Source organism: Nitratireductor sp. J20-h4, assembly GCF_056780505.1.
In genome coordinates this window covers 2,085,053-2,107,050 of the sequence record NZ_CM165557.1, presented here as the reverse complement: position 1 = coordinate 2,107,050, position 21,998 = coordinate 2,085,053, and the positions used below count along the sequence as shown (strand labels likewise).

21 protein-coding genes and 3 tRNA genes are annotated in these 21,998 nt (G+C 64.0%); 17 read left to right on the top strand and 7 right to left on the bottom strand.

What is annotated here, in order from left to right:
* The first annotated feature begins 89 nt into the window (after nt 1-89).
* From ACT2B0_RS10315 to ACT2B0_RS10300, 4 genes are all read left to right on the top strand, one after another.
* A complete protein-coding gene (locus ACT2B0_RS10315; RefSeq protein WP_473464340.1) occupies nt 90-794 on the top strand; it encodes a PopZ family protein in 705 nt (234 codons plus the stop codon).
* A 201-nt stretch (nt 795-995) separates the two neighbouring features.
* On the top strand, nt 996-3,779 hold the full coding sequence (locus tag ACT2B0_RS10310; RefSeq protein WP_473464338.1) for a valine--tRNA ligase: 2,784 nt from the start codon (nt 996-998) through the stop codon (nt 3,777-3,779).
* A gap of 201 nt (nt 3,780-3,980) precedes the next feature.
* A complete protein-coding gene (locus ACT2B0_RS10305; RefSeq protein ID WP_473464336.1) occupies nt 3,981-4,913 on the top strand; it encodes a TerC family protein in 933 nt (310 codons plus the stop codon).
* A gap of 455 nt (nt 4,914-5,368) precedes the next feature.
* Nucleotides 5,369-6,166 (top strand): tetratricopeptide repeat protein, encoded by a 798-nt coding sequence (locus ACT2B0_RS10300; RefSeq protein ID WP_473464333.1) that lies wholly within the window; start codon nt 5,369-5,371, stop codon nt 6,164-6,166.
* 118 nt (nt 6,167-6,284) lie between these two features.
* On the opposite strand, the gene ACT2B0_RS10295 is transcribed toward ACT2B0_RS10300, so the two are convergent.
* A complete protein-coding gene (locus ACT2B0_RS10295) occupies nt 6,285-6,575 on the bottom strand; it encodes a hypothetical protein (protein ID WP_473464330.1) in 291 nt (96 codons plus the stop codon).
* A 128-nt stretch (nt 6,576-6,703) separates the two neighbouring features.
* Entirely contained in the window at nt 6,704-8,626 is a 1,923-nt protein-coding gene (locus tag ACT2B0_RS10290) for a sensor histidine kinase (protein ID WP_473464328.1), read from the bottom strand.
* Between ACT2B0_RS10290 and ACT2B0_RS10285 the strand changes: the two genes are divergently transcribed.
* The gene (locus tag ACT2B0_RS10285; protein WP_473464325.1) at nt 8,627-9,328 is read left to right on the top strand and encodes a LuxR C-terminal-related transcriptional regulator; all 702 of its coding nucleotides are present in this window, start codon (nt 8,627-8,629) and stop codon (nt 9,326-9,328) included.
* Nucleotides 9,329-9,563: 235 nt separating this feature from the next.
* Here ACT2B0_RS10285 and ACT2B0_RS10280 read toward each other — a convergent pair whose 3' ends face one another.
* Complete coding sequence (locus ACT2B0_RS10280) at nt 9,564-9,974, bottom strand: hypothetical protein (protein ID WP_473464322.1); 411 nt, start codon at nt 9,972-9,974, stop codon at nt 9,564-9,566.
* Nucleotides 9,975-10,246: 272 nt separating this feature from the next.
* Entirely contained in the window at nt 10,247-10,435 is a 189-nt protein-coding gene (locus ACT2B0_RS10275; RefSeq protein ID WP_473464319.1) for a hypothetical protein, read from the bottom strand.
* Nucleotides 10,436-10,647: 212 nt separating this feature from the next.
* On the opposite strand from ACT2B0_RS10275, the gene ACT2B0_RS10270 reads away from it, so the two are divergent.
* Nucleotides 10,648-11,421, top strand: coding sequence for a GGDEF domain-containing protein (locus tag ACT2B0_RS10270; protein ID WP_473464316.1), 774 nt, complete (start codon nt 10,648-10,650; stop codon nt 11,419-11,421).
* Nucleotides 11,422-11,489: 68 nt separating this feature from the next.
* Here the strand turns inward: ACT2B0_RS10270 and ACT2B0_RS10265 are convergent, their stop codons facing one another.
* The 3 genes from ACT2B0_RS10265 to ACT2B0_RS10255 all read right to left on the bottom strand — a co-directional run bounded on the left by ACT2B0_RS10265 (nt 11,490) and on the right by ACT2B0_RS10255 (nt 15,828).
* Nucleotides 11,490-13,535 carry a LamG domain-containing protein gene (locus tag ACT2B0_RS10265; protein WP_473464314.1) on the bottom strand — a complete coding sequence of 682 codons (2,046 nt, stop codon included), beginning with the start codon at nt 13,533-13,535 and terminating at the stop codon, nt 11,490-11,492.
* Between the two features lie 145 nt (nt 13,536-13,680).
* Entirely contained in the window at nt 13,681-14,694 is a 1,014-nt protein-coding gene (locus ACT2B0_RS10260; protein WP_473464311.1) for a hypothetical protein, read from the bottom strand.
* A gap of 279 nt (nt 14,695-14,973) precedes the next feature.
* Complete coding sequence (locus tag ACT2B0_RS10255; protein ID WP_473464308.1) at nt 14,974-15,828, bottom strand: TrmH family RNA methyltransferase; 855 nt, start codon at nt 15,826-15,828, stop codon at nt 14,974-14,976.
* Nucleotides 15,829-16,066: 238 nt separating this feature from the next.
* On the opposite strand from ACT2B0_RS10255, the gene ACT2B0_RS10250 reads away from it, so the two are divergent.
* From ACT2B0_RS10250 to rplL, 11 genes are all read left to right on the top strand, one after another.
* Nucleotides 16,067-16,151, top strand: a tRNA-Tyr gene (locus tag ACT2B0_RS10250).
* A 24-nt stretch (nt 16,152-16,175) separates the two neighbouring features.
* Nucleotides 16,176-16,249: transfer RNA gene (locus ACT2B0_RS10245), tRNA-Gly, on the top strand.
* A gap of 172 nt (nt 16,250-16,421) precedes the next feature.
* A complete protein-coding gene (locus ACT2B0_RS10240; RefSeq protein ID WP_473464305.1) occupies nt 16,422-16,706 on the top strand; it encodes a hypothetical protein in 285 nt (94 codons plus the stop codon).
* Nucleotides 16,707-16,824: 118 nt separating this feature from the next.
* Nucleotides 16,825-18,000, top strand: a complete 1,176-nt coding sequence (tuf, locus tag ACT2B0_RS10235; protein ID WP_348516088.1) for an elongation factor Tu — start codon at nt 16,825-16,827, stop codon at nt 17,998-18,000.
* A 230-nt stretch (nt 18,001-18,230) separates the two neighbouring features.
* Nucleotides 18,231-18,306: transfer RNA gene (locus ACT2B0_RS10230), tRNA-Trp, on the top strand.
* Between the two features lie 289 nt (nt 18,307-18,595).
* Nucleotides 18,596-18,799 carry a preprotein translocase subunit SecE gene (gene secE / locus ACT2B0_RS10225; RefSeq protein WP_473465907.1) on the top strand — a complete coding sequence of 68 codons (204 nt, stop codon included), beginning with the start codon at nt 18,596-18,598 and terminating at the stop codon, nt 18,797-18,799.
* Between the two features lie 27 nt (nt 18,800-18,826).
* The gene (nusG, locus tag ACT2B0_RS10220; RefSeq protein ID WP_473464301.1) at nt 18,827-19,354 is read left to right on the top strand and encodes a transcription termination/antitermination protein NusG; all 528 of its coding nucleotides are present in this window, start codon (nt 18,827-18,829) and stop codon (nt 19,352-19,354) included.
* Between the two features lie 151 nt (nt 19,355-19,505).
* Complete coding sequence (rplK, locus tag ACT2B0_RS10215; RefSeq protein WP_106573703.1) at nt 19,506-19,934, top strand: 50S ribosomal protein L11; 429 nt, start codon at nt 19,506-19,508, stop codon at nt 19,932-19,934.
* A gap of 5 nt (nt 19,935-19,939) precedes the next feature.
* Nucleotides 19,940-20,641 (top strand): 50S ribosomal protein L1, encoded by a 702-nt coding sequence (gene rplA, locus ACT2B0_RS10210; protein ID WP_473464298.1) that lies wholly within the window; start codon nt 19,940-19,942, stop codon nt 20,639-20,641.
* 350 nt (nt 20,642-20,991) lie between these two features.
* On the top strand, nt 20,992-21,510 hold the full coding sequence (gene rplJ / locus ACT2B0_RS10205; RefSeq protein WP_473464296.1) for a 50S ribosomal protein L10: 519 nt from the start codon (nt 20,992-20,994) through the stop codon (nt 21,508-21,510).
* Between the two features lie 54 nt (nt 21,511-21,564).
* Complete coding sequence (gene rplL, locus ACT2B0_RS10200) at nt 21,565-21,942, top strand: 50S ribosomal protein L7/L12 (RefSeq protein ID WP_473464293.1); 378 nt, start codon at nt 21,565-21,567, stop codon at nt 21,940-21,942.
* Nucleotides 21,943-21,998: the final 56 nt, after the last annotated feature.

Sequence of the window (21,998 nt, the reverse complement as noted above, 5' to 3'; positions counted from 1 at the left end):
TCGCTGGCGGGGATTCTCTCATAAAGTTCATTCGTTTAGGCTGGGGCTGATTCGGGGAGCCTTTCCCGGCAGTCAGGGAGTATCGGCCAATGGGCAGCGAAGCGGCGGAATCCATCGTGCCACAGGCGCAGAATCTGCAAAAAGAACCGTCGATGGAAGAGATTCTGGCTTCCATCCGGCGCATCATCGAAGACAGCGACCAGGCGGGTCCTGCTGACGCAAAGGCCGACGCGCCTGCCGCGTCGCTGGTCAAGCCGGTCACCAGCGAGGCGCCTGCGTCGAGCGAAACCGAGCCGGACGAGACGGGCATGGTCGAGACAGAGCGCACGACCGGTCGGATTCTCGGCGAAGAGGAACGCGCGACGCCGGCCGACAACGAGGCTTCGACCGCGGAAGAGCAAGGCCTGCCGACATGGGTCACGGCGTCGGACGGCGCGCCCGAGGACGACGCAGCCGCGGCTGAGGACGATGCCGGCTGGTCGGTCGCCCTGGAAACCGAAATCGACCCGGGCCCGCCGCCGTCGCCACCCCGCGAAGACAGCATCCCGCAGCCGTTCGCGGCGGTGGCCGGCGGGCGCGCATCCTCCATCCTGTCGGAGCAGACCAGCCGTCAGGTCGCCGCCGCGTTCGAGGAGCTTTCGGACGCGTTCGCGGAAAACCGGCGCCAGCGCTTCGACGACATGGCCGCCGAGATGATGCGGCCAATGCTGCAGGAATGGCTCGACAACAACCTGCCGACGCTGGTGGAAAAGCTGGTGCGCGAGGAAATCGAGCGGGTTGCGCGCGGCGGCTGACGCGCCCGGGCGCCTCGTTGCCGCCAAGCGCAACCCACCCGCTTGGCGGGCGGGGTTGCATGCGCGCGGCAAACGGCCTGTGGCGAGTGTCGCCGGTCCGCCCGCCGGGGCGGGCAGGCGGGGCGCCACCGCAGTTGACTCGGTCTGATCTGTCGGCTTTACACCAGGCTCTGACAGAGCCCTGCTGGCGCGGACATTCCAATGCTTGAAAAAAACTATGACGCGGCGAGCGTCGAACCCCGGATCGGCAAACGGTGGGAGGACGGCTACGCTTTCCGCGCCGGCGCGGGCGCAGCGCACGGGGCGGAAAGCTTCACGATCGTCATTCCGCCGCCCAACGTCACCGGCTCGCTGCATATGGGCCACGCGCTCAACAACACGCTGCAGGACATTCTGGTCCGCTTCGAGCGCATGCGCGGCAAGGACGTGTTGTGGCAGCCGGGCATGGATCATGCCGGCATCGCCACGCAGATGGTGGTCGAGCGCCAGCTGATGGAAAAGCAGATCCATCGCCGCGACCTGTCGCGCGAGGATTTCATCGACCGTGTCTGGCAGTGGAAGGCCGAATCGGGCGGCACGATCGTCAACCAGCTGAAGCGGCTGGGCGCGTCCTGCGACTGGTCGCGCGAGCGTTTCACCATGGACGAGGGCCTGTCGAAGGCCGTCATCGAGGTGTTCGTCGCACTCTACAAGCAGGGGCTGATCTACAAGGACAAGCGGCTGGTCAACTGGGACCCGAAGCTGTTGACGGCGATCTCCGACCTGGAGGTCGAGCAGGTCGAGCTCGACGGTCATTTGTGGCATTTCCGCTACCCGATCGCCGGTGCGAGCTTCGATCCGGCCGATCCGTCGAGCTTCATCACGGTGGCCACGACCCGGCCCGAAACGATGCTCGGCGACACCGCGGTCGCCGTCCATCCCGAGGACGAGCGCTATAGCGGCCTGATCGGCATGCAGATCGAGCTGCCGATCGTCGGCCGCAGGATCCCGATCGTCGCCGACGACTATTCCGATCCTGAAAAGGGCTCGGGCGCGGTCAAGATCACGCCGGCGCACGATTTCAACGATTTCGAGGTCGGCAGGCGCCACAAGCTGCGCGCCGTCAACATCCTTTCCGTCGATGCCAGGGTGGCGATCACCGGCAACGAGGATTTTCTCGACGGCCTGGAGCCCTCGAAGGCACAGCGCGCGGCGTGGGACGAACTCGACGGGCTCGACCGGTTTGAGGCGCGCAAGAAAATCGTCGCGATGATGGAGGAGGGCGGCTTTCTGGAAAAGACCGAGCCGCACCGGCACATGGTGCCGCATGGCGACCGCGGCGGCGTGCCGATCGAGCCGTTCCTGACCGACCAGTGGTATGTCGACGCCAAGACCCTGGCGCGCCCGGCGATCGAGAGCGTGCGCGAGGGGCGCACGGATTTCGTGCCCAAAAACTGGGAAAAGACCTATTTCGAATGGATGGAAAACATCCAGCCCTGGTGCATTTCACGCCAGTTGTGGTGGGGACACCAGATCCCGGCCTGGTACGGGCCGGACGGTCACGTCTTCGTTGAAAAGACCGAGAAGGAGGCGCTCGACGCCGCGGTCGAATATTATCTTGCCATCGATACGCCGTGGAAGGCGTGGGTTGAGGAGAAGCTGGAGAATTTCGCGCCCGGCGAGATTCTGACCCGCGACGAAGACGTGCTCGATACCTGGTTCTCCTCGGCGCTCTGGCCGTTCTCCACGCTCGGCTGGCCCGACGAGACGCCGGAATTGCAGCGCTATTATCCGACCTCGGTGCTGGTCACCGGTTTCGATATCATCTTTTTCTGGGTCGCGCGGATGATGATGATGGGCTTGCATTTCATGGAGGAGGAGCCGTTTCACACCGTCTACGTGCATGCGCTGGTGCGCGACAAGAACGGCGCCAAGATGTCGAAGTCGAAAGGCAACGTCATCGACCCGCTGGAGCTGATCGACCAGTACGGCGCCGACGCGCTGCGTTTCACGCTGACGATCATGGCCGCCCAGGGCCGCGACGTGAAGCTCGACCCGGCGCGCGTGGCCGGGTACCGCAATTTCGGCACCAAGCTTTGGAACGCGACCCGCTTTGCGCAGATGAACGGGGTCGCCGCGGATCCGAACTTCGATCCGCAGGCGGTGAGGCTGACCATCAACCGCTGGATCCTGACGGAACTGACCCGCACGGAACAGGCGATCACCACGGCGATCGGCGCCTATCGCTTCAACGAGGCCGCGGGAGCGGCCTACGGGTTCGTGTGGAACCTGTTCTGCGATTGGTATCTGGAACTCCTGAAACCCGTTTTCGCGGGGGGCGACGAGGCCGCCGCGGCCGAGAGCCGCGCCTGCGCGGCCTATGCGCTGGAGCAGATCTACAAGCTGCTGCATCCGATGATGCCGTTCATGACCGAGGAGCTTTGGGCCCGTACCGCGCCGGACGGCGCGCCGCGCGAGGAGATGCTGGCGGTGACGGCTTGGCCGGACCTCGCCTTTGAGGACGAGACGGCGGCGGCCGAGATCAACTGGCTGGTGGAGCTCGTCTCCGGCCTACGCTCGGTGCGCTCCGAAATGAACGTGCCGCCGTCGGCGACCGCGCCGCTGGTCATGGTCGATGCCGCGCCGCTGACCCTGGAAAGGCTGGAACGCCACGGCGAGGCGATCCGGCGCCTGGCGCGGGTTTCAGACATTGCGGAAAAGAACGAGGCGCCGAAGGGGTCGGCGCAGATCGTGGTCGGCGAGGCGACGGCCTGTCTGCCGCTCGGCGACCTGATCGACCTGAAGGCGGAGGCCGCCCGGCTGGAAAAGGAGATCGCCAAGCTCGACGGCGAGATCTCGCGTATTCAAAAGAAGCTCGCCAACGAAAAATTCGTCGCCCGCGCGCCGGAGGAAATCGTTGCCAGCGAGCGTGAAAAGATGGCCGAGTTCCAGGCCTCGCGCGACCGGCTGAAGACCGCGCATGCCCGCGTCGCCGAGGCCGGATAGCAGCGACGAGACGGTGCAAGGCCGACGCGATCGGGCACCGGACGCCGCCGATCAAAAAAATTTCGGCATGCTTGAAAAAACAGGCGGTTGAGCGCACATAGAGGTAGTCACACGGGCCGGGCCCCTCTGGCAGGCAAGGCGTTGCCTGTGATGTCGGACCGACGACAAACGCGCTCACGCGGCGCAACGCGCAGCCTTTTTATGCTTCACCATGAGTGGCTCTGGCCCGGATTTCTGGCCTTCGTCGCGTTGATTCTGTTTCTCGATCTTTTTGTCCTGCACCGCCGCGATCACGTGATTTCGGCGCGCGAGGCCGGGTTTACCGTTGCCGGCTATGTGTCGCTGGCGATGGTCTTCGCCGCCGGCCTGTTCTATTTCGCCGGCGCCCGGCGCGGGTCGGAATTCCTCACCGGCTATCTGGTCGAACAGGCCTTGTCGCTCGACAATATCTTCGTGATCGCCCTGATCTTCTCCTATTTCCGGGTGCCGCCGGAGGCGCAGTATCGCGTGCTGTTTTACGGCATTGTCGGGGCCATCGTGATGCGCCTGTCGCTGATCGTTCCGGGCGTGAAGCTGGTCGATCAGTTCTTCGTCGTCGGCATGGCGCTGGGCGCGCTGCTGGTCTTTTCCGGCTACAAGATGATGATGTGCGGCGACGACATGATCGATCCGGGCGAAAGCCGGGTGGTGAAACTGCTCAAGCGGACCGGGCGCGTGACCGACGACTATCAGGGCGCGCGATTTTTCGTACGTCGTGGCGGCCTGCTTTTCATGACGCCGCTTTTCGTGGTGCTGGCCACCGTCGAGGTGACCGACCTGGTCTTCGCCGTCGATTCGATTCCGGCCGTGCTGGCCGTCTCCAACGACCCGTTCATCGTCTTTTCCTCAAACGTGTTCGCCATCATGGGGCTGCGCGCGCTGTTTTTCGTGCTGGCCGGGATGATGCGCGAGTTCCACCATCTCAAGACCGGCCTGTCGCTGGTGCTGATCTTCATCGGCGCGAAAATGCTGGTGGCGCATTTTTACGAAATCCCCGCCACCGCGGCGCTTCTGGTGACGGCGATGTTGATTGTCGGCTCGGTGGTGGCCTCGGTTCTCACGCGCGAGAAAAAGAGCGGTGAAGCCCGCGGCTGAGCAGGCGCGGAGCGCGGCCGAAGCGCGGAGTGTTTGATCTCCACCGTTCGGCTCCGTGCTTGTGGCGATTCGGCAACACTCTGGCAACAAGCATTGATGTATACCGGTGTTGGCGGGCGGTTTGCCCCGATCCCGCCATAAACGGATCGCAACCCCTATGGTGTCGAAACGCCCGTCGTGACCAGCGACGGGGAGAGCCGCCAAAGGGTGGCGAGGACATAGATGGACGCCAACAAGACCGTCGAGGCCAGATTTTGTTTTGCCGCAGGGCGCGGGTCGGTGTCGGCCGTGTTGCGGCGGGGCCGCAGCCGCGGGTGCGCAGATAGGCGCGGGCGCGGGCAAGCTGTCTCCGGCGTGTGGTGCCTTGATGGAACGATCAACCGAACAAGCCGGGCGGTAGGGGCCGGCGTGGCGCGGACCGGGTCGCTCGCAAAGAACAAAAGAACTGTTTTGTCATGCTGATTACCAGTCGGATCGTTCCGGTCCTTGTCAGTGCGTTTGTGTTGATGTGCGGAAGCGTCGGGGGGGCCTCCGCGCTCGACCCGAACACCGTGCAGGAAAAGGACACCAGCCCCTGGGCCGTGTTCCGTCTCGGGTTTTCCGCCTACAAGCAGGGACACAAGGAAGAGGCGATCGAGGCCTATCGCTACGCGGCCGAGAAGGGCCAACTCGGCGCGCGCTGGAAGCTGGCGCGCATGTATGCCGAAGGCGACGGGATCGCGCGCAACGACTACGAGGCCTTCAAGGCGTTCAGCGAGATTGTCCGTCAGGACGTCGCGCCGGGCAGTCCGGAGGAGAGCTACGTGTCGGATGCGTTGGTGGCCTTGGCCGGCTATCTGCGCCGCGGCATACCCGGTACGCCGATCAAGCCGAACCCGGCCGCCGCGCAGGAATATTACATGCGCGCGGCCGCCAATTACCGCAATCCGAACGCCCAGTACGAGATCGGCAAGATGTTTTTGGCCGGGGAAGGCGTGCGTTCCAGCGTCCGCCAGGCCGGGCGCTGGCTGCAGCTTGCGGCCGAGAAGGGACATGCCGGCGCGCAGGCGACGCTCGGCAACCTTCTGTTCCAGAGTGGCAAGGTCGTGAAGGGGCTGGCAATGATGACGGCCGCGCTCGAGCGCGCGGCTCCCATCGACCAGAGCTGGATTCGCGGCATGCAGGAAGAGGCATTCTCGCTGGCCGGTGAATCCGACCGGCGCACGGCGATCGCGCTCTCCCAGGACATTATCCGCAAAGGTCTCGGCCGGTAGGCTGCCGCGTTCTTCCGGCGACGTTAGGATGACAGGTGGCCTCGTTCACCGCCGCATGCGCGCTTGCCGGGCAGGGACGGCAGCGGGTCTCGAGCCCAAGGCGCTGCGGTGCGGGCTTTCAGTCTCGGTCGGACGATTGCGATGCCGTCTCCTGCAGGGCAGGTGGCGGGTCGGCTTTTGCGGGCGAAAGCAAGGTGGTCGGACAGCCGTCCTGGATTTTTTGCCACGACGTGTTGTTCAACACCTTGCCGCAGCGCGCCAGCCAGGATCCGCTCGTCAGCCGGATGCACACCACCGACCCTTCCGCGTAGCGGGTGCCGTTGGCAAGACACGTGCATTCCGGCTCGGCGAATACCGGCCCCGCGGCCAGCAGCGCCGCGACAGAAAAGCAAGCGCGCAACAGTTTCATGACGGCGCAGGCTAGCATGAAAGGCCGGTTTCACAAATTCGCGGCCGGTCTCCCTGCCTTCCCTGGTTCGCGGTTTTGATGTCTGCCGACCGGTTGCAGCTGGTTTTGGAAGGGTGCGTTGCGCGGTTTCACCCGGCTTGCCTGTTCTGAAACGGGATCGTCACACCCAGGGCGGTGCCGGAGGCGCCGGTGCTGAGGAGTTCGAATTGGTAGCCGTAGCGCTCGGCCAGTTCGACCACGATCGCCAGACCGTGGCCATTGCCGTCGCTGACGGTGAAGGCGCTGTCCAGCCGCGCGCCGCGCCGGCAGGCCTCTTTGAACGTTTCGGCCGTAAGGCCGGGACCGCTATCGTGCATTTCGATGCGGCATCCATCCTTCAACCGGCGCACGCCCAGGAGAATCTTGCCGGAGGGGGTGTATTTGATGGCGTTGGACACGAGATTGGAAACGATGCGCATGACCGCCAGGGCCGGAACGGGCGTGACGAGGCTGGTTGCGACGAAGCGGAAGCGAAGCCCCTTGGTCTCGGCGTCGGGTACGAACATTTCGTGCACGCTGCGCAGGATGTCGCCGAGATCGATCTCGGCGCCGGTTTCGCCGGCCCGGTCGGGCGCGGGGCCCTTGAGGTGGTCGGCGACGAGTGCTTCGAGATAGTCGAAACTGTCGTAGATATCGGCGTAATTGCGTGCCGGTCCGGCCCTGTCGTCGCTCATCACGCCCTGCACGGCCAGGCGGAGCGCATGCAGCGGCTGACGGATGTCGTGAACCGTGTTTTCGATGTGCTGCTTGTGTCTGGTCGTGGTTTCCAGGGCGAGCTCGTAGCGCGCCTCCAGATTGCGCAGACGCATGTTCATGTCGAGATTGCGCTGGGCCTGCTCCAGGCTCGCGCGCAACGCCCTTTGCCGTTCTTCGCGCAACTGATGATAACGATCGACGATCGCCATACCCATCATGACGGCGTCGAAGATCATCACCACGCGCATGCTGTCGTGCTGGAATTCCTGCGTGACCTCGATCCCGAACCAGTGGCGCGCCATCATCAGCATGGCTGATACCGTCGCTCCCAGCCAGGCAAACACGTAAAAGCGCACCTGCTTGAAGCGATGGCGCGCGGCCAGCAGCGCGGCAACGGTGAACAGCGCGACCGCGAACAGAACGACGAGGATCAGGTATTTCTTGATCAGCCGTGGCTCGACGAGGAGGCCGGCGACCATCATCGTCGCCGTGACGACGATGACGGCGAGCAGGAACTTGTCGACGACGCGATGATATTTCGGCGTGTTGAGAAAAATCCGCGCGTAGATCGCGCCGAAAACGGCATAGGAGCCGCCCGCGACGACCGAGGCGTAGCTGTTGAAGGCCGGCAGGCCCGGCCACAGATACTGGAAGGCGACACCGTCGACATGCATGATGTAGACCAAGGTGGCGGTGGAATAGGCGATATAGGCGGGGAAGATCGGATGACGCAGTACGATGCCGGCCAATAGCGCCGCGACGATCAGGATCGCCATCATGCCGTAATAGATGAACTGCTTGGCGGCCTGGCGCGTCGAGACTTCTCTGAAACTCTCGGCCGTCTCGATGGCGAGCGGCAGATAGGTCGCCCCTTCGGTCCAGAAACGCACATAGACAGTCGCCGCCGCGCCCGGTCTCAGGGAGAGCGGTACCACCAACTCGGGATGCGCGACAGGGCGGGTGGAAAAGGCCGAATCGCGGTCCTGGGCCAAGGGGTGGGTCGTCCGATCGCTGTCGTCGACGATATAGACGTGGAAGACCTGCTTGAAATTCTCCTTGAAGTGCAGGCGCCAGTCGGTGGTCCGGGCGTCGACGTTTTTCACCTTCAGGCGCAGCCACACCATGGCGTCGGAGTAGCCCACGTCGGGCACGCGCGTGGTCGTCGGTGAAAACAGGTCGCGGTTTTCGCCCTTGACGTCGGCGATGGTCAGCGAATGATCCTCGTCGAGCAGTAGGTCGATATAGCCGCCGACCGTGTCCGGATCGACCGGGCCGTCGAGCGTAAGCGTGCGGTCCTGAGCCTGGGCGATAGGCAATTGGCACAGCACAGCAAAACATGCCAAAAACGGCAGGCTGTGCCATTTGCGGTTCAAGTCGGCGACTTTCGGGGGAGAGGCGGCATTCCTATCAGCATAGTCATTGCCGACGATCATGCGCTGACGGTCGGTGGCACGCGCTCGGCGATCGAGACGATGCATGAATTCAACGTCGTCGGCACCGCCGGCAACGGCATCGAGGCGATTGCGCAGATCAAGCGCCTGTCGCCGGACTGCGCCGTGCTGGATCTGGTCATGCCCGGCGCTTCGGGACTGGAGGTGTTGCTCGAGGCGCGGCGCTGGAGCCCGAAAACGAAAATCGCTATCGTGACGGGAAGCCCGTCCGCGAAAACCTTGCGGCGACTTATAGAAGCCGGAGCGGCGGGCCTGTTCTTGAAATCCGGTGCGGTTGAAGAGTTGTGTCAGGGACTTCGAGACATCGTTTCGGGCCGAACCGTCGTTGGAGCGGGCGTTACCCATTGCATCGCGCAAGACGCGGCCAATGACAGTCTGACGCGCCGCGAGACGGAAGTGCTGCAATGCATCGCGCGCGGATTGTCCAACAACGGTATCGCCGAACATCTGGGCATAAGCGCCAAGACGGTCGACAACCACCGCACGAACCTGATGCGCAAACTCGAGGTGCATTCAACCGCCACCTTGTTGGTTCGCGCCATGCGCGATGGACTCATCGAACCGTAGACTGCAACACGAACGAGGTTGCATCAATTCAGGGGCAATGTGCTCCTGCCCGACAGGCTGGCGGGCGCACAGCTCGGCCTGGAGCGCAAATCCTTTGGAGTCCAGCCCGTTGGAGTCCAGCCCGGTTCGGGTATCGTGCGGCGATCGTTCCCTGGTGCTTTCTTGTCCGAGCCGTCGGCAAAGAAGGTGGAGGCCCGCCGGGAGTGCTCCTGCGGCGGGCCGGGGCATGATGGGATCAGTCGTTCATCGTGACGCGGCCAAACGGTCCGTTCCACACAAAGCTTTTGCGCGACGTGACCCGGACCGTATAGCTGCCGGACCCGTATGTGTTGCCGCTGCGATAGCGGTAGACTTGCGAAAAGTTCCGCCCGGTTTTGGAATCGACCCGGATAATCTCGCCGCTGCGTGACACGAAAGCCCTGATCTTCTTGCCGCTGCCGTCGCGGCCATTATAGAAGGAATTCGCCTGCAGCAGGATACTCGGCCCCTGGGGCTGGGGTTGCGGCTGCGGTTGGGGCTGCGGCTGTGGTTGGGGCTGCGGCGCGGGGCCGACACCATTGCCGGGCGGAGTCACGGTGCAGCCCGCCAGGGCGATGCCGCCCAACAGGCCCAGGAAAGCTCGGCGTCCCAAATATTCGATCGTCATGGTTTAGCTCCTCATTAAACAGGAGCCGACCATGACGTTGCGGCATGCGCCCCGCCATGGGGCGAATCCCTCAATTGATTTGCTTCCGGTAAATTAGCAGGCTTGCGTCGTACGGGGAGTTGGCGATCCGCGGCGCGGCTTTGCTGTCCCGCACGAAAAAAAATGCGCCGGGAGAGGCTTGGGTGCAACCGGCCCGGGCACCTGTGACCGGGCTCCGGTCGCAACGGCCCGCCCGGCGTCCGCGTATCGGCGTTTGCCGGTATCGGGCGTTGTCAGGTCTTGGCCTGGAACCGGGCGAGACGTTCGAGCCAGGCCAGCCTCTTGCGGAGCGACACTGTGGCATGCTCGGCTTGTTGCCGATTTTCCGCCGTTACGCCGGCTTGGCCAGCGATCGGGATTTCGCCCCATGGCGTCCAGCGCGCAGGTTGCGACTGGGTCTTCATCCGCGTGATGTCGTTCACGGTCTCTGCCTCGTTTCGAGCTTGCTAACCATATTGGAAGCAATCGGTTCGTTTTTGCGGCGGTCGGGTGACGGATTGCCAACAATCACTGCATTGTGAGGCCCGGTGCGCAGGCAGAGCGCCGGACCACTCGATTTTGACCCTTTCCGCACAACCTCGCTTAAACGTTTTGTCGCTAGCGTGTGTGGCGACAAACGAATGATTGGCCGACCATGATCGATCTATCGCCAACCGGAAAGGGCAGGGTCTACGTGATGACCGTGCTCGGCACGCTGATGTGCATGCTTCTTGCTTTCGTGCTTGACGGCTATTCGATCGAAAGCGGTCAGTGGGCGCTGGGCGAGCGCTGGGTCAACAATCTGATCATTCCGGCCCTGGTGGCGCCGCCCTTCTTCTATTTCCTGTTGAGCAAGCTGCGCGAATTGTCGCTCGCGCATCGCGAACTGCTCACCGTGGCCTCCACGGATTCGCTTACCAACTGTCTCAATCGCCGGGCGTTCTCCTCGCTGGTCGACGGTTATCTCAGCCGGTTCGACGAAGTTCGGGAGCCGGGAAGCGGAGCATTGCTGATTCTCGACGTCGATCGCTTCAAGGCGGTGAACGACCTGTTCGGCCACGACAGCGGCGATGAGGCACTCAGGCTGATCGCCGGTGTCATCCGCTCCGCCGTGCGCGACATCGATCTTGTGGCCCGTATCGGCGGCGAGGAGTTCGGCGTCTTTTTGCCCGGCCTCGATCTGACGCAGGCGCTGGCGATAGCCGAGCGTATCCGGGCCGCCGTGGAGGCGGTGGAATTCAAGCCAACCGGCGAACGCTACAGGCTGTCATTGAGCATTGGCGGGGTGACATTCATGCCGCCGGCGACGTTCTCGCAGCTCTACCGGAGTGCCGACCGCCGCCTCTACGCGGCCAAGCATGCCGGCCGTAACCGCGTGGAAATCGGCGCCCTCGGCGCGATGGCCGAACAGGACGTCAGGCTGGCCTGATCGCGGGCGATCTGCGGCCGGCCGCGATGCCGGCCCGCCGTCCGGCGAACCGGTCATACTGCGGCGGCTCAGCAGCCGGCCGGGCGGTCGTTCCACACATTGACCACCGAGGCGACCGAATAAACCACCTTGGCCAGGAAATAGGCCACCTGAAGGGCGGCCGCGCCGGGCACCAGCAATGAGGCCACGCGCAGCCCGATCACCGCCACGTCCCACCAGCTCAGCTGTGCCAGCATCAGCTTGCCCACGGTGGTGATCCAGCCGAACTCGTAGAGCAGCCGCATCATCTGCAGGAAACTGTTGGGTGTGACGCCGGCATTGAAGATGGCGCTTACCTGCGGCCAGAAGCCGACCGTGTTGATGCGCTCGCCGAGCCAGTTGGTCACGGGGCCGGCACGGATGATCGGTCCGAACACGGTGTAGACGCCGATCAGCACCGTCACGATCAGCCGGACCTTCCACACCGTGCAGTCGTCGAGCTCGTCGCGCGCGGCGCGGAAAATTTCCTCGTGGCCGTGCTCGTTGACGAGCACGAGCACGTGATCGTCGCCATCGAATTCGTGCAGGACCTGGAAGGCCGGTTCGGGATTGGCTATCGCGTCGTCGACCGCGGTCTGGAATTCACGCCGCAGGCGCTGGTGCTCGCCATGCGGCAGGTTGTTCGGCAATTGCCGGGCGAAATGCTCGACCCAGGCGCGGGTGTTGTCGGCATTCGGCATCTCGGCCGGCCGGAAGGGCTCGGTCGGTTCGGGCCTGCCGACCATGCGGGCATTCGAAAACCGCTTTTGCGGGCGCGGCGGCGCCCGCCGGTGCAGAACGTCCTGATGGGTGGCGCCGTCGGAAACGGGAATGGTACGCAGCACGACGAGATCGGCGCCGCGCACCAGGGCCATCGGATTGCCGTCGACGAGATCCTGGGCCAGCGGCGGGGTGGAGAAATTGTAGTTGGCCAGGCAGGCCGTTTCCGTGGTCGGATCATGATACATCCATTGGTGGATGTCGGCCTGTGCCAGGGCGGTATTCCACACGCTCAGGAACTGCATGTAGCCGTTCATGTTCATGAGCTGATTGGCGGTGGCGCTGTCGTCGCCGGCGCCGAGGATGATGTCGCCCTGGGCGAGCGCGGCGATGGCTCCGGCGGTGCCGCTGCCTGCCGAAACGCCGTTGACATAGAGGGTCTGCGTGCCGCTGCCGCTGCCGGAATCGTAGGCATAGGTGTAGCCGATCGAGTACCACAAATTGGGCTGCAGCTTGGTCGACCCGGAGGTGACGCTGGCGCCCGAGGTGTCGCCGCGCCGGCCCACCACCGTGCCGTCGGTGTCGACATAAAGCACGATGCCGCTTTGCTGGTTCAGGTCGCCATTGCACAAGATGGCCTGCTGGGTGCCGAGATCCTGCAGCCGGATCCAGGCCAAGATGGTGTAGTCGTCGGTGCCGCCGCCGCCGGGATTGACGTCGGTGTCCTGGAGCGGCTGGCAATAGGCGGTGCCGGCATAAAGCAGGCACGGCGCGGTCGATTCCGAGCGAGCCCCGTTCATCAGCGTCAACGAACGGTCGTTGGGCGAGACGTCCTTGGCGGGATAGTCGTAAAAGGCATAGGCCGCCTGCAGCCCGGTGCCGCTGGTCAGGTAGGTCCATTCATTGGCATAGATCTCGTCCTGCTGGCGGGCGACCGACCACAGCCGTACGTAGTGGCAATAGGCCTGCAGGTCGCGGCCGATCACGGCCGGGTTCTGGTTCGCCGGCGGCGGGGTGAAGGAAAACGAGGACTGCACGCGCAACAGCCCGTTGACGTAAAGCGACAGGGTCTGGCCGTCATAGGTGACGGCGACGTGGAAGTCGGTCTCGGTGTTGAGGATGTCGTCGGTCTCCAGCGGCATGGGCTGGCCGACGAAGCTGGCGGAAACCTTTTGCCCCCGGGTCTTGAAGGAAAACTGGCCGGGCTTCTCGAACAAGGTCGAGTCGGGACACAGCCCGTTGAACTTGAACCAGCCCTCGATGGTGAAGGCGGAACGATTGGTGAAGTCGATGCCGATATCGGTGCCGAGATTGACATAGGCTTCCGCGTTCAGGGAAAGCGTGACGGATTGTTCGGCGGGCGGCGTATAGGTCATGGCTGTAGCCTCCTGGGGCGCGGGGTCCCGTACGAAGCGCCTGCGCCGACCGCAGGGATCCCGCGCGTAACCGATTGGTGCGAAAGACGGGCGCTCAGCGGACGCCCGTCGGTTCAACGGCGCGCCGGAGCCGGCGCGCGCGCAGTCATGAATCGACCACGATGTTGTAGGTGCCCAGCCGCACCATCGTGCCGCTGACCTTGTCGTGCAGCTCTTCCGGCAGTCCCATCTCGGCGGGGGTCTTGGCGTGGCGGAGCAGGATCTCCTGGTCGCGGGAGCCGACGATGCGGTTATAGGTGATGTCGATGGTCGCGTCGGGTGGCCAGGACTGGCCTGAGGGCAGGCGCACCGTCGTCACCAGCCCGGACGAAAAATGCGCCGGCAGGCTGTTTTCGGTATAAAGATACCAGGGATTTTGCTGGGTGACGGTGCCGGACGAGTTGATCGGCGGATTGGGGCCGGTTTCGGAACAGACCAGGCTGACCGTCGTGCCCTGCGGCAGGTTGCGGGCCTCGACGGTGAAGGCGTAGAGCTCCTCGGTGTCGTCCAGGTTCTGGAAGGCGGTGGTGACCTGGTAGCTCGGCGGCGAGGCGTTCGACAGCACCGAAACGTTGCGCCAGGCGATGCCGGGATTGTCCACGACCCAGCCGACGAACCCGCCGGTCGAGTTGAAATCGTCGGGAATCGGGTTGGGATTGGCGGCGGTCACCACCTGGGAGACCAGGCAGTAATGATAGCCCGTTGGCGGGGCGGGCACCGACCATTGAAAGGCCGATTCCCCGACCACGATCTGGTTGGCCTGGCTGGCGCTGACATTGGAATAGTTCTGGCCCGGCGTGGCCGTCGGCACCTTGTTGTTGCGCCACTCGCTCGGCTGCGACAAAAGGCTCGACTTCACCCAATAGAGATAGATCTGGCCGTTGGCGGCGGCGCTGGCAAGGTTTTTGCCGCGCGTGTAGATGTAGTTGATCTCGTTGGCGACCAGGTTCTTGCCGGGATTCTGGTCGTAATTGTCGACGAAGAACGTCTGCGGGTCGCTCACCGTCTGGTTGCCCCACGGGATGATGTCCGGCGAGTGATAGGCGGTGCGCACGCCCGACGGGATCTGTCCGGTGTCGTCGAGCGCGTCGCGCATGAAGATGTCGTCATATTGCGTCATGAAAGCCTCCCGTTTCGCGCGTTTGCCGCGGTCTGTGCGCCGCTTGCGGCCGGGACACGAAACCTCGCGCCGTCGCCCGTTTGCGGGCGAAGGAGGGGGTGGGCCGCTTGGCGGTCCCGGGCCATTCTCTCTCATAGGTTGTGCGATCGAGAGCGTGCACGAAAAGCCGTCTTCCTGCAACCAAAAAAGCGCTAGGACGACCTGCCGCAATCTCTGCGTGTCTTGAACGCCGATCGCGGGCGCAAGCGCCGCCGGGACCGGCGCCCGGTCCGGTAGAGCCTAGCGTTTGGCGAGATGCCGCTGCGCGGCGTAGAGCGACACCGCCGCGGCGTTGGAGACGTTGAGGGAGTGGATCGGCCCCGGCATGGTCAGCCGGGCCAGCCTGTTCACTGTCGCCCGGGTTTTTTGCCGCAGGCCCTTGCCCTCGGCGCCGAGCACCAAGGCAACGCGGTCGCCCTGGAGGCTGGCCTCGAGCTCGTCGGGCCCTTCCGAATCCAGGCCGACCGTGAAGAAGCCGGCCTGATGCAGCGCTTCCAGCCCGGCGGCGAGATTGCGCACTGCGATCAGGTCGATGTGCTCGAGCGCGCCGGAGGCGGATTTGGCCAGCACGCCCGATTCGGACGGGCTGTGGCGGGCGGTGGTGATCAGCGCGCCGGCGCCGAAGGCGACCGCGGTGCGCAGGATCGCGCCGACATTGTGGGGATCGGTGACCTGGTCGAGCGCCACCACCAGGCGCGTGTCGCCGAGGGCTGAAAGCGGTTTGGGCGCCAGCGGTTCGGTTTCCAGAACCACGCCCTGGTGCACCGCATCGCCGCCGGCGATCCTGTCGATGGCGCGCGGTTCGGCGAGCTCGACCGCACAGGGCAGGGCGTCGATGTCGGCGATCTCCAGCCGTGCCAGCGCATTGCGTGTCGCCAGCAATTTGTGGATGGTCCGGTCGGGATTGGCGATCGCGGCGCGCACGGTGTGCAGGCCATAGAGATAGACGCGGCCCTCGGGCGGGGCCGATCCGGGTTCGCCGGAGCCGGGCCGGGGGCGCGGCGCGCCGCCGCCGGCCTTGCGGTCGCGGTGGGCGCGGCGCAGCCGGGCATAATGGGTATCCTTGGCGGAGCCGGTTTTTTCGTCGTCGGTCATGGTGCCTCTATATCGCCCGCGCGGCCTCGCGGCTATGGCCGCACAGGGTCAAATTGCCCCGCCCGGCGCGGAATTGCCGGTTGTTGTCTCAGGGGCCGGGGGCGGGGTGTTTTTCGGGTGACGTTTCGGTTGACACCGCAAGGCCATCCCGCCATAAGGCGCTTCGCGGAATTCGGGGACGGCAACGACGTTTCCGAAGGCGCGGTAAGACCCGCGTTCCAGGCTCCGGCGCAGCGACGGAGGGGTGTCCGAGTGGTTAAAGGAGACGGACTGTAAATCCGTTGGCTATGCCTACGCTGGTTCGAATCCAGCCCCCTCCACCACCGCCCACCGGAAGCCTGACGACCGCGGGTATAGCTCAATGGTAGAGCAGCAGCCTTCCAAGCTGAATATGCGGGTTCGATTCCCGCTACCCGCTCCAGCCATTCATTTGATAAGGCGCTGATTTCCAGCGCGATCATGATCGCGTCTGTGCCGCGCTGCGGGGCGCGATCGCCCTCGCCGTGAAACCCTTTTGCCTTGGAAAAGACGCAATCGCGGTGCCGCAATCCAGGTTGCCCGCGCCGTGCGGGTTTCTTCGAGGTTGCACGCAAATGAATAGCGAGCTTGGTGTGTCGGCCGGTGCCGACGCCGGTTTGAGCAGACGTCAGGTGATTACCGCGTCGAGCCTGTTTGGGGTTTTTGCGATCACGATCCTGATCTGCGGCCAGATGGCGACGGTCGAGATTGTCACGTTGTATTCGCTGGCTTCCCTGCTGCATCTGCCCGGAACAGCGCTCGCCGTGGTGTCGATGCTGGTCGCGGTGCCGACATTGTGGCTTTTCGTCCAGGTGGCGCGATTGGCGTTCGAGGCCGAAACCGCGCCCGAAAACAACTGAGCAACGGCCCGGGCGCGATGCCGTCCGGGCCCATTTCGCCCTTGTCTTTTGCGGCCTTTGTCGCTAATCGCCCCCAATCCGAACCGCATTCCAGTTCTGATCGCCAGGGAAAGAGACGATGGCAAAAGGTAAATTCGAGCGTAATAAGCCTCATGTGAACATTGGCACGATTGGTCATGTTGACCACGGCAAGACGTCGTTGACGGCGGCGATCACGAAGTTTTTCGGCGAGTTCAAGGCGTATGACATGATCGACGCGGCGCCGGAGGAGAAGGCGCGCGGGATCACGATTTCGACGGCGCATGTCGAGTATGAGACGGATGCGCGTCACTACGCGCATGTCGACTGCCCTGGGCACGCCGACTACGTGAAGAACATGATCACGGGCGCGGCGCAGATGGACGGCGCGATCCTGGTTGTGTCGGCGGCCGACGGCCCGATGCCGCAGACGCGCGAGCACATTTTGCTGGCGCGGCAGGTCGGCGTTCCGGCGATCGTGGTTTTCCTGAACAAGGTCGACCAGGTCGACGATGCGGAGCTTTTGGAGCTCGTCGAGCTCGAGGTTCGCGAGCTTCTGTCGGCCTACGAGTTCCCGGGCGACGACATTCCGATCGTCAAGGGCTCGGCGCTTGCCGCGCTTGAGGACAGCAACAAGGAGATCGGCGAGGACGCGATCCGTGCGCTGATGAAGGAAGTCGACGCCTATATCCCGACGCCGGAGCGTCCGGTCGACCAGCCGTTCCTGATGCCGATCGAGGACGTGTTTTCGATCTCGGGCCGCGGCACGGTGGTGACGGGGCGCGTCGAGCGCGGCATCGTGAAGGTGGGCGAGGAGGTCGAGATCGTCGGCATCCGGCCGACGACGAAGACGACGGTGACGGGCGTTGAGATGTTCCGCAAGCTTCTGGACCAGGGCCAGGCGGGCGACAATATCGGCGCGCTTCTGCGCGGTGTTGATCGCGAGGGCGTTGAGCGCGGGCAGATCCTGTGCAAGCCGGGTTCGGTGATGCCGCACACCAAGTTCAAGGCGGAAGCCTATATCCTGACGAAGGAGGAGGGCGGTCGCCACACGCCGTTCTTCACCAATTACCGTCCGCAGTTCTACTTCCGCACGACGGACGTGACGGGTGTTGTGACGCTGCCGGAAGGCACGGAGATGGTGATGCCGGGCGACAATGTGACGGTCGACGTCGAACTGATCGTGCCGATCGCCATGGAAGAAAAGCTGCGCTTCGCCATCCGCGAGGGCGGACGCACCGTGGGCGCGGGCATCGTCGCCTCGATCACCGAATAAGGCAAAAAACCGGTCTGGCGCGGGCGCGGCAAACCCGTCGCACCCCGCCAAACAAGGACACTATCCAGGGGCGGCCTTGCGGTCGCCCCTGGTCTTTTTGAAGCCGGAGAGGGCGCGGTGCGCCGGGGCGCGGATTGTCGTGGTCGAAAACGCCGCCGCGAGCGCGAAGCACCCTTTACAGACGCGGCGGAAGACCTTACGAAGCGCTGCCGTGCGCGAACGCGGCGCCTAGGGGTATAGCTCAGTTGGTAGAGCGGCGGTCTCCAAAACCGCAGGTCGGGGGTTCGAGCCCCTCTGCCCCTGCCAGTCTCGCGCGGCGAAGATTATCGGGTATCGACAGGGTTGCGGGACGATTGGATGGTTCCGCCGGCGACGACACCGGTTTGAAAAGCCACTTGCATGGCCCCGCTTTCGGGACTATGTAGGGCCATTCAGGACCACGGTGTGCGGAGCCGGAAATGGCTTTGCGCGCCTTTATTGCATGGGCGATAGCGCTGATTCGGCAGGCGGCGTGTTTGGCACCGTGCAGTTTCTCCCTCGCGGGAGCATTCGAAAAAGAAGTCCGGCCAACGGGCTTTGTGAAACAGAGCGGCATATGGCGTCAAAAACTTCCAATCCTTTCGTTTTCCTGCAGCAGGTGCGTCAGGAAACGTCCAAGGTCACATGGCCGTCCCGGCGCGAGACGACGATTTCCACGATCATGGTGCTGATCTTCGCAGTCATTGCTGCGTTGTTTTTCTTCGCCGCCGATCAGATCCTCGCGCTCGGCGTGGAACTGCTTCTGAATCTTGGACGATAACGACCCGCATTATGGAGAACGCCTGACATGACCGCGCGGTGGTACATCGTCCACGCCTATTCGAATTTCGAAAAAAAGGTCGCCGAGGACATCGAGAACAAGGCCCGGCAGAAGGGGCTGGAAAAGTTTGTCGAGCAGGTGGTGGTGCCGACCGAAAAGGTGGTCGAGGTGCGCCGCGGCCGCAAGGTCGACGCCGAGCGCAAGTTTTTTCCGGGCTACGTGCTGGTGCGCGCCAATCTGACCGACGCGGTGTTTTCGCTGATCAAGAACACGCCGAAAGTGACCGGTTTTCTCGGCGATTCCAAGCCGGTGCCGATCACCGACGCCGAAGCCGATCGCATCCTGCACCAGGTGCAGGAGGGCGTGGAGCGTCCCAAGCCGTCGATCACCTTCGAGATCGGTGAACAGGTGCGTGTCTCCGACGGGCCGTTCGCCTCCTTTAACGGTCACGTCCAGGAGGTGGACGAGGAACGTTCGCGCCTCAAGGTCGAGGTGTCGATTTTCGGCCGGGCGGTGCCGGTCGATCTGGAATTTGGTCAGGTCGAAAAAGCCTGACCGGCTTATCCCGCTCCCATAACGGGCGGGGAAGGCGGGCCGCGCCCGTCACGAGCGGTGGAAGGACAGTCGGCTTTTGCCGGTCGACATGTCCGCACCACCAAACTGCAGTTGCCGGCCTTGCCGGCATGTGAACCAAGGCAGATGAGAAATGGCTAAGAAGATTGCAGGCCAGCTCAAGCTCCAGGTCCCGGCGGGATCGGCGACGCCGTCGCCCCCGATCGGCCCGGCGCTCGGTCAGCGTGGCATCAACATCATGGAGTTCTGTAAGGCGTTCAACGCCCAGACCCAGGAGATGGAGAAGGGTGCGCCGATTCCGGTGGTGATCACCTACTATCAGGACAAATCCTTCAACTTCACCATGAAGACGCCGCCGGTGACGTTTTTCCTGAAGAAGGCCGCCAAGCTGAAGTCCGGCTCCAAGGAGCCCGGCAAGCAGGTCGCCGGCCAGGTGTCGCGCGACAAGGTGCGCGAGATCGCCGAAGCGAAAATGAAGGACCTCAACGCCAATGACGTCGAGGCCGCCATGCGCATGGTCGAGGGCTCCGCGCGCTCGATGGGCCTCGAAGTGGTTGGGTGAGCGAAATGGCCATGAAAATTGCAAAACGTATCCAGGCGGCGCGTGACGGCATCGACCGGGACAAGAATTACGATCTCGCCGAGGCTGTCGGGCTGCTGAAAGAGCGCGCCACCGCCAAGTTCGACGAGACCATCGAGGTGGCGATGAATCTCGGCGTGGACCCGCGTCACGCCGACCAGATGGTCCGCGGCGTGGTCAACCTGCCGAACGGCACCGGTCGCGACGTCCGCGTCGCCGTTTTCGCCCGCGGCGCGAAGGCCGACGAGGCCAAGGAAGCCGGCGCAGACGTCATCGGCGCCGAGGACCTGGTGGAGACCGTGCAGAAGGGCGAGATCGATTTCGACCGCTGCATCGCGACCCCCGACATGATGCCGCTGGTCGGCCGTCTCGGCAAGGTGCTCGGTCCGCGCGGCATGATGCCGAACCCCAAGGTCGGCACGGTGACGATGGATGTCGCGGCCGCGGTCAAGGCCTCGAAGGGCGGCGCCGTCGAGTTCCGCGTCGAAAAGGCCGGCATCGTGCATGCCGGCGTCGGCAAGGCCTCGTTTGATGCCGACAAGATCGTGGAGAATGTGCGCGCCTTCACCGATGCGGTGATTAGGGCCAAGCCGACCGGCGCCAAGGGCAACTATGTCAAGAAGGTTGCGATCTCCTCGACGATGGGCCCCGGGCTCAAGATCGACGTCGCCTCGCTCGCCGAGGCGTGATGTGACATCCGCGGTCGGCGGCGACGCCGGCTGCGGAAGCAGAATTCCGGACCCACGGGCCCGGAATCCGGCGGCCGCGAGGCCTCCGGAAATCCTGTCCGAGATTGCAGGCGGTTTTCCTTAATCCGCTATGGGCCTGCATGAGACGGGGTCGACCGGACAAAGAGGCCAAGGCCTCGATGAATGGTTCGAACCGTGTTTGCCTTTTGCCCGCGTGCCGGCCCCGGCCGGCGTGGTGAAAGGGGGCAGGATCCTCGAACGCCGTTCGGGTGATCCAGTTTGGATGGCCCGCCCGGCAAAAGGCAACCCGACAGCCGTTCTTTGGAGCGGTTGTCAACTGGAGACAGGCAGTGGACAGAGCGGAAAAACGCGAACTTGTCACGGAACTGAACGGTGTTTTCGCGAGCGCCGGAACGGTCGTCGTGGCCCACTATGCCGGTATCACCGTCGCGCAAATGAACGATCTTCGCACGAAGATGCGGGAAGCCGGCGGTACCGTCAAAGTCGCGAAGAACCGTCTCGCCAAAATCGCCCTGAAGGGCACACCCTCCGAAGGCATGCAGGATCTGTTCAACGGACAGACCCTGATCGCCTATTCGGACGATCCGATCGTGGCGCCGAAAGTGGCCTCCGATTTCGCCAAGGGAAATGACAATCTCGTCATTCTCGGCGGCGCGATGGGAACCACCAATCTCGACGCCGATGCCGTGAAGGCGCTTGCGACCTTGCCGTCGCTCGACGAGCTTCGCGCCAAGCTGGTGGGGATGATCTCCACGCCGGCGACCCGGATCGCGCAGGTGGTCAGTGCCCCGGCCGCGCAGCTCGCGCGCGTCGTTGGCGCCTATGCCCAAAAGGACGAGGCGGCATGAGGCCGTTCCTCGCTGTCACCCAATTGTGTTCGAACCTTGTAAGGAATTGAAAAAATGGCTGATCTCGCCAAGATCGTAGAAGACCTGTCGAGCCTGACCGTCCTCGAGGCGGCCGAGCTGTCGAAGATGCTTGAGGAAAAGTGGGGCGTTTCCGCCGCTGCTCCGGTCGCGGTCGCCGCTGCCGGCGGCGCGGGCGCCGATGCGGCTCCGGCCGAGGAAAAGACCGAGTTCGACGTCGTCCTGACCGATGCCGGCGCGCAGAAGATCAACGTGATCAAGGAAGTGCGCGCCATTACCGGTCTCGGCCTCAAGGAAGCCAAGGACCTGGTCGAGAGCGCGCCCAAGCCGGTCAAGGAAGCCGTGTCCAAGGACGAGGCCGACAAGATCAAGGCTCAGCTCGAAGGCGCTGGCGCCAAGGTCGAATTGAAGTAAGTACGCGTGTTCGGCGGGTGGACCTGGTCCGCCCGCCGGCCCCGCTTGCAAGGGGC

Coding starts and splice junctions, on each gene's coding strand:
- ACT2B0_RS10305 (WP_473464336.1), top strand. CDS start 3,981: ATGCTTCACCATGAGTGGCTCTGGCCCGGATTTCTGGCCTTCGTCGCG.
- rplL (WP_473464293.1), top strand. CDS start 21,565: ATGGCTGATCTCGCCAAGATCGTAGAAGACCTGTCGAGCCTGACCGTC.
- ACT2B0_RS10240 (WP_473464305.1), top strand. CDS start 16,422: ATGAATAGCGAGCTTGGTGTGTCGGCCGGTGCCGACGCCGGTTTGAGC.
- ACT2B0_RS10255 (WP_473464308.1), bottom strand. CDS start 15,828: ATGACCGACGACGAAAAAACCGGCTCCGCCAAGGATACCCATTATGCC.
- secE (WP_473465907.1), top strand. CDS start 18,596: ATGGCGTCAAAAACTTCCAATCCTTTCGTTTTCCTGCAGCAGGTGCGT.
- rplK (WP_106573703.1), top strand. CDS start 19,506: ATGGCTAAGAAGATTGCAGGCCAGCTCAAGCTCCAGGTCCCGGCGGGA.
- ACT2B0_RS10310 (WP_473464338.1), top strand. CDS start 996: ATGCTTGAAAAAAACTATGACGCGGCGAGCGTCGAACCCCGGATCGGC.
- ACT2B0_RS10300 (WP_473464333.1), top strand. CDS start 5,369: ATGCTGATTACCAGTCGGATCGTTCCGGTCCTTGTCAGTGCGTTTGTG.
- ACT2B0_RS10265 (WP_473464314.1), bottom strand. CDS start 13,535: ATGACCTATACGCCGCCCGCCGAACAATCCGTCACGCTTTCCCTGAAC.
- rplA (WP_473464298.1), top strand. CDS start 19,940: ATGGCCATGAAAATTGCAAAACGTATCCAGGCGGCGCGTGACGGCATC.
- tuf (WP_348516088.1), top strand. CDS start 16,825: ATGGCAAAAGGTAAATTCGAGCGTAATAAGCCTCATGTGAACATTGGC.
- ACT2B0_RS10280 (WP_473464322.1), bottom strand. CDS start 9,974: ATGACGATCGAATATTTGGGACGCCGAGCTTTCCTGGGCCTGTTGGGC.
- ACT2B0_RS10315 (WP_473464340.1), top strand. CDS start 90: ATGGGCAGCGAAGCGGCGGAATCCATCGTGCCACAGGCGCAGAATCTG.
- ACT2B0_RS10270 (WP_473464316.1), top strand. CDS start 10,648: ATGATCGATCTATCGCCAACCGGAAAGGGCAGGGTCTACGTGATGACC.
- ACT2B0_RS10260 (WP_473464311.1), bottom strand. CDS start 14,694: ATGACGCAATATGACGACATCTTCATGCGCGACGCGCTCGACGACACC.
- ACT2B0_RS10295 (WP_473464330.1), bottom strand. CDS start 6,575: ATGAAACTGTTGCGCGCTTGCTTTTCTGTCGCGGCGCTGCTGGCCGCG.
- nusG (WP_473464301.1), top strand. CDS start 18,827: ATGACCGCGCGGTGGTACATCGTCCACGCCTATTCGAATTTCGAAAAA.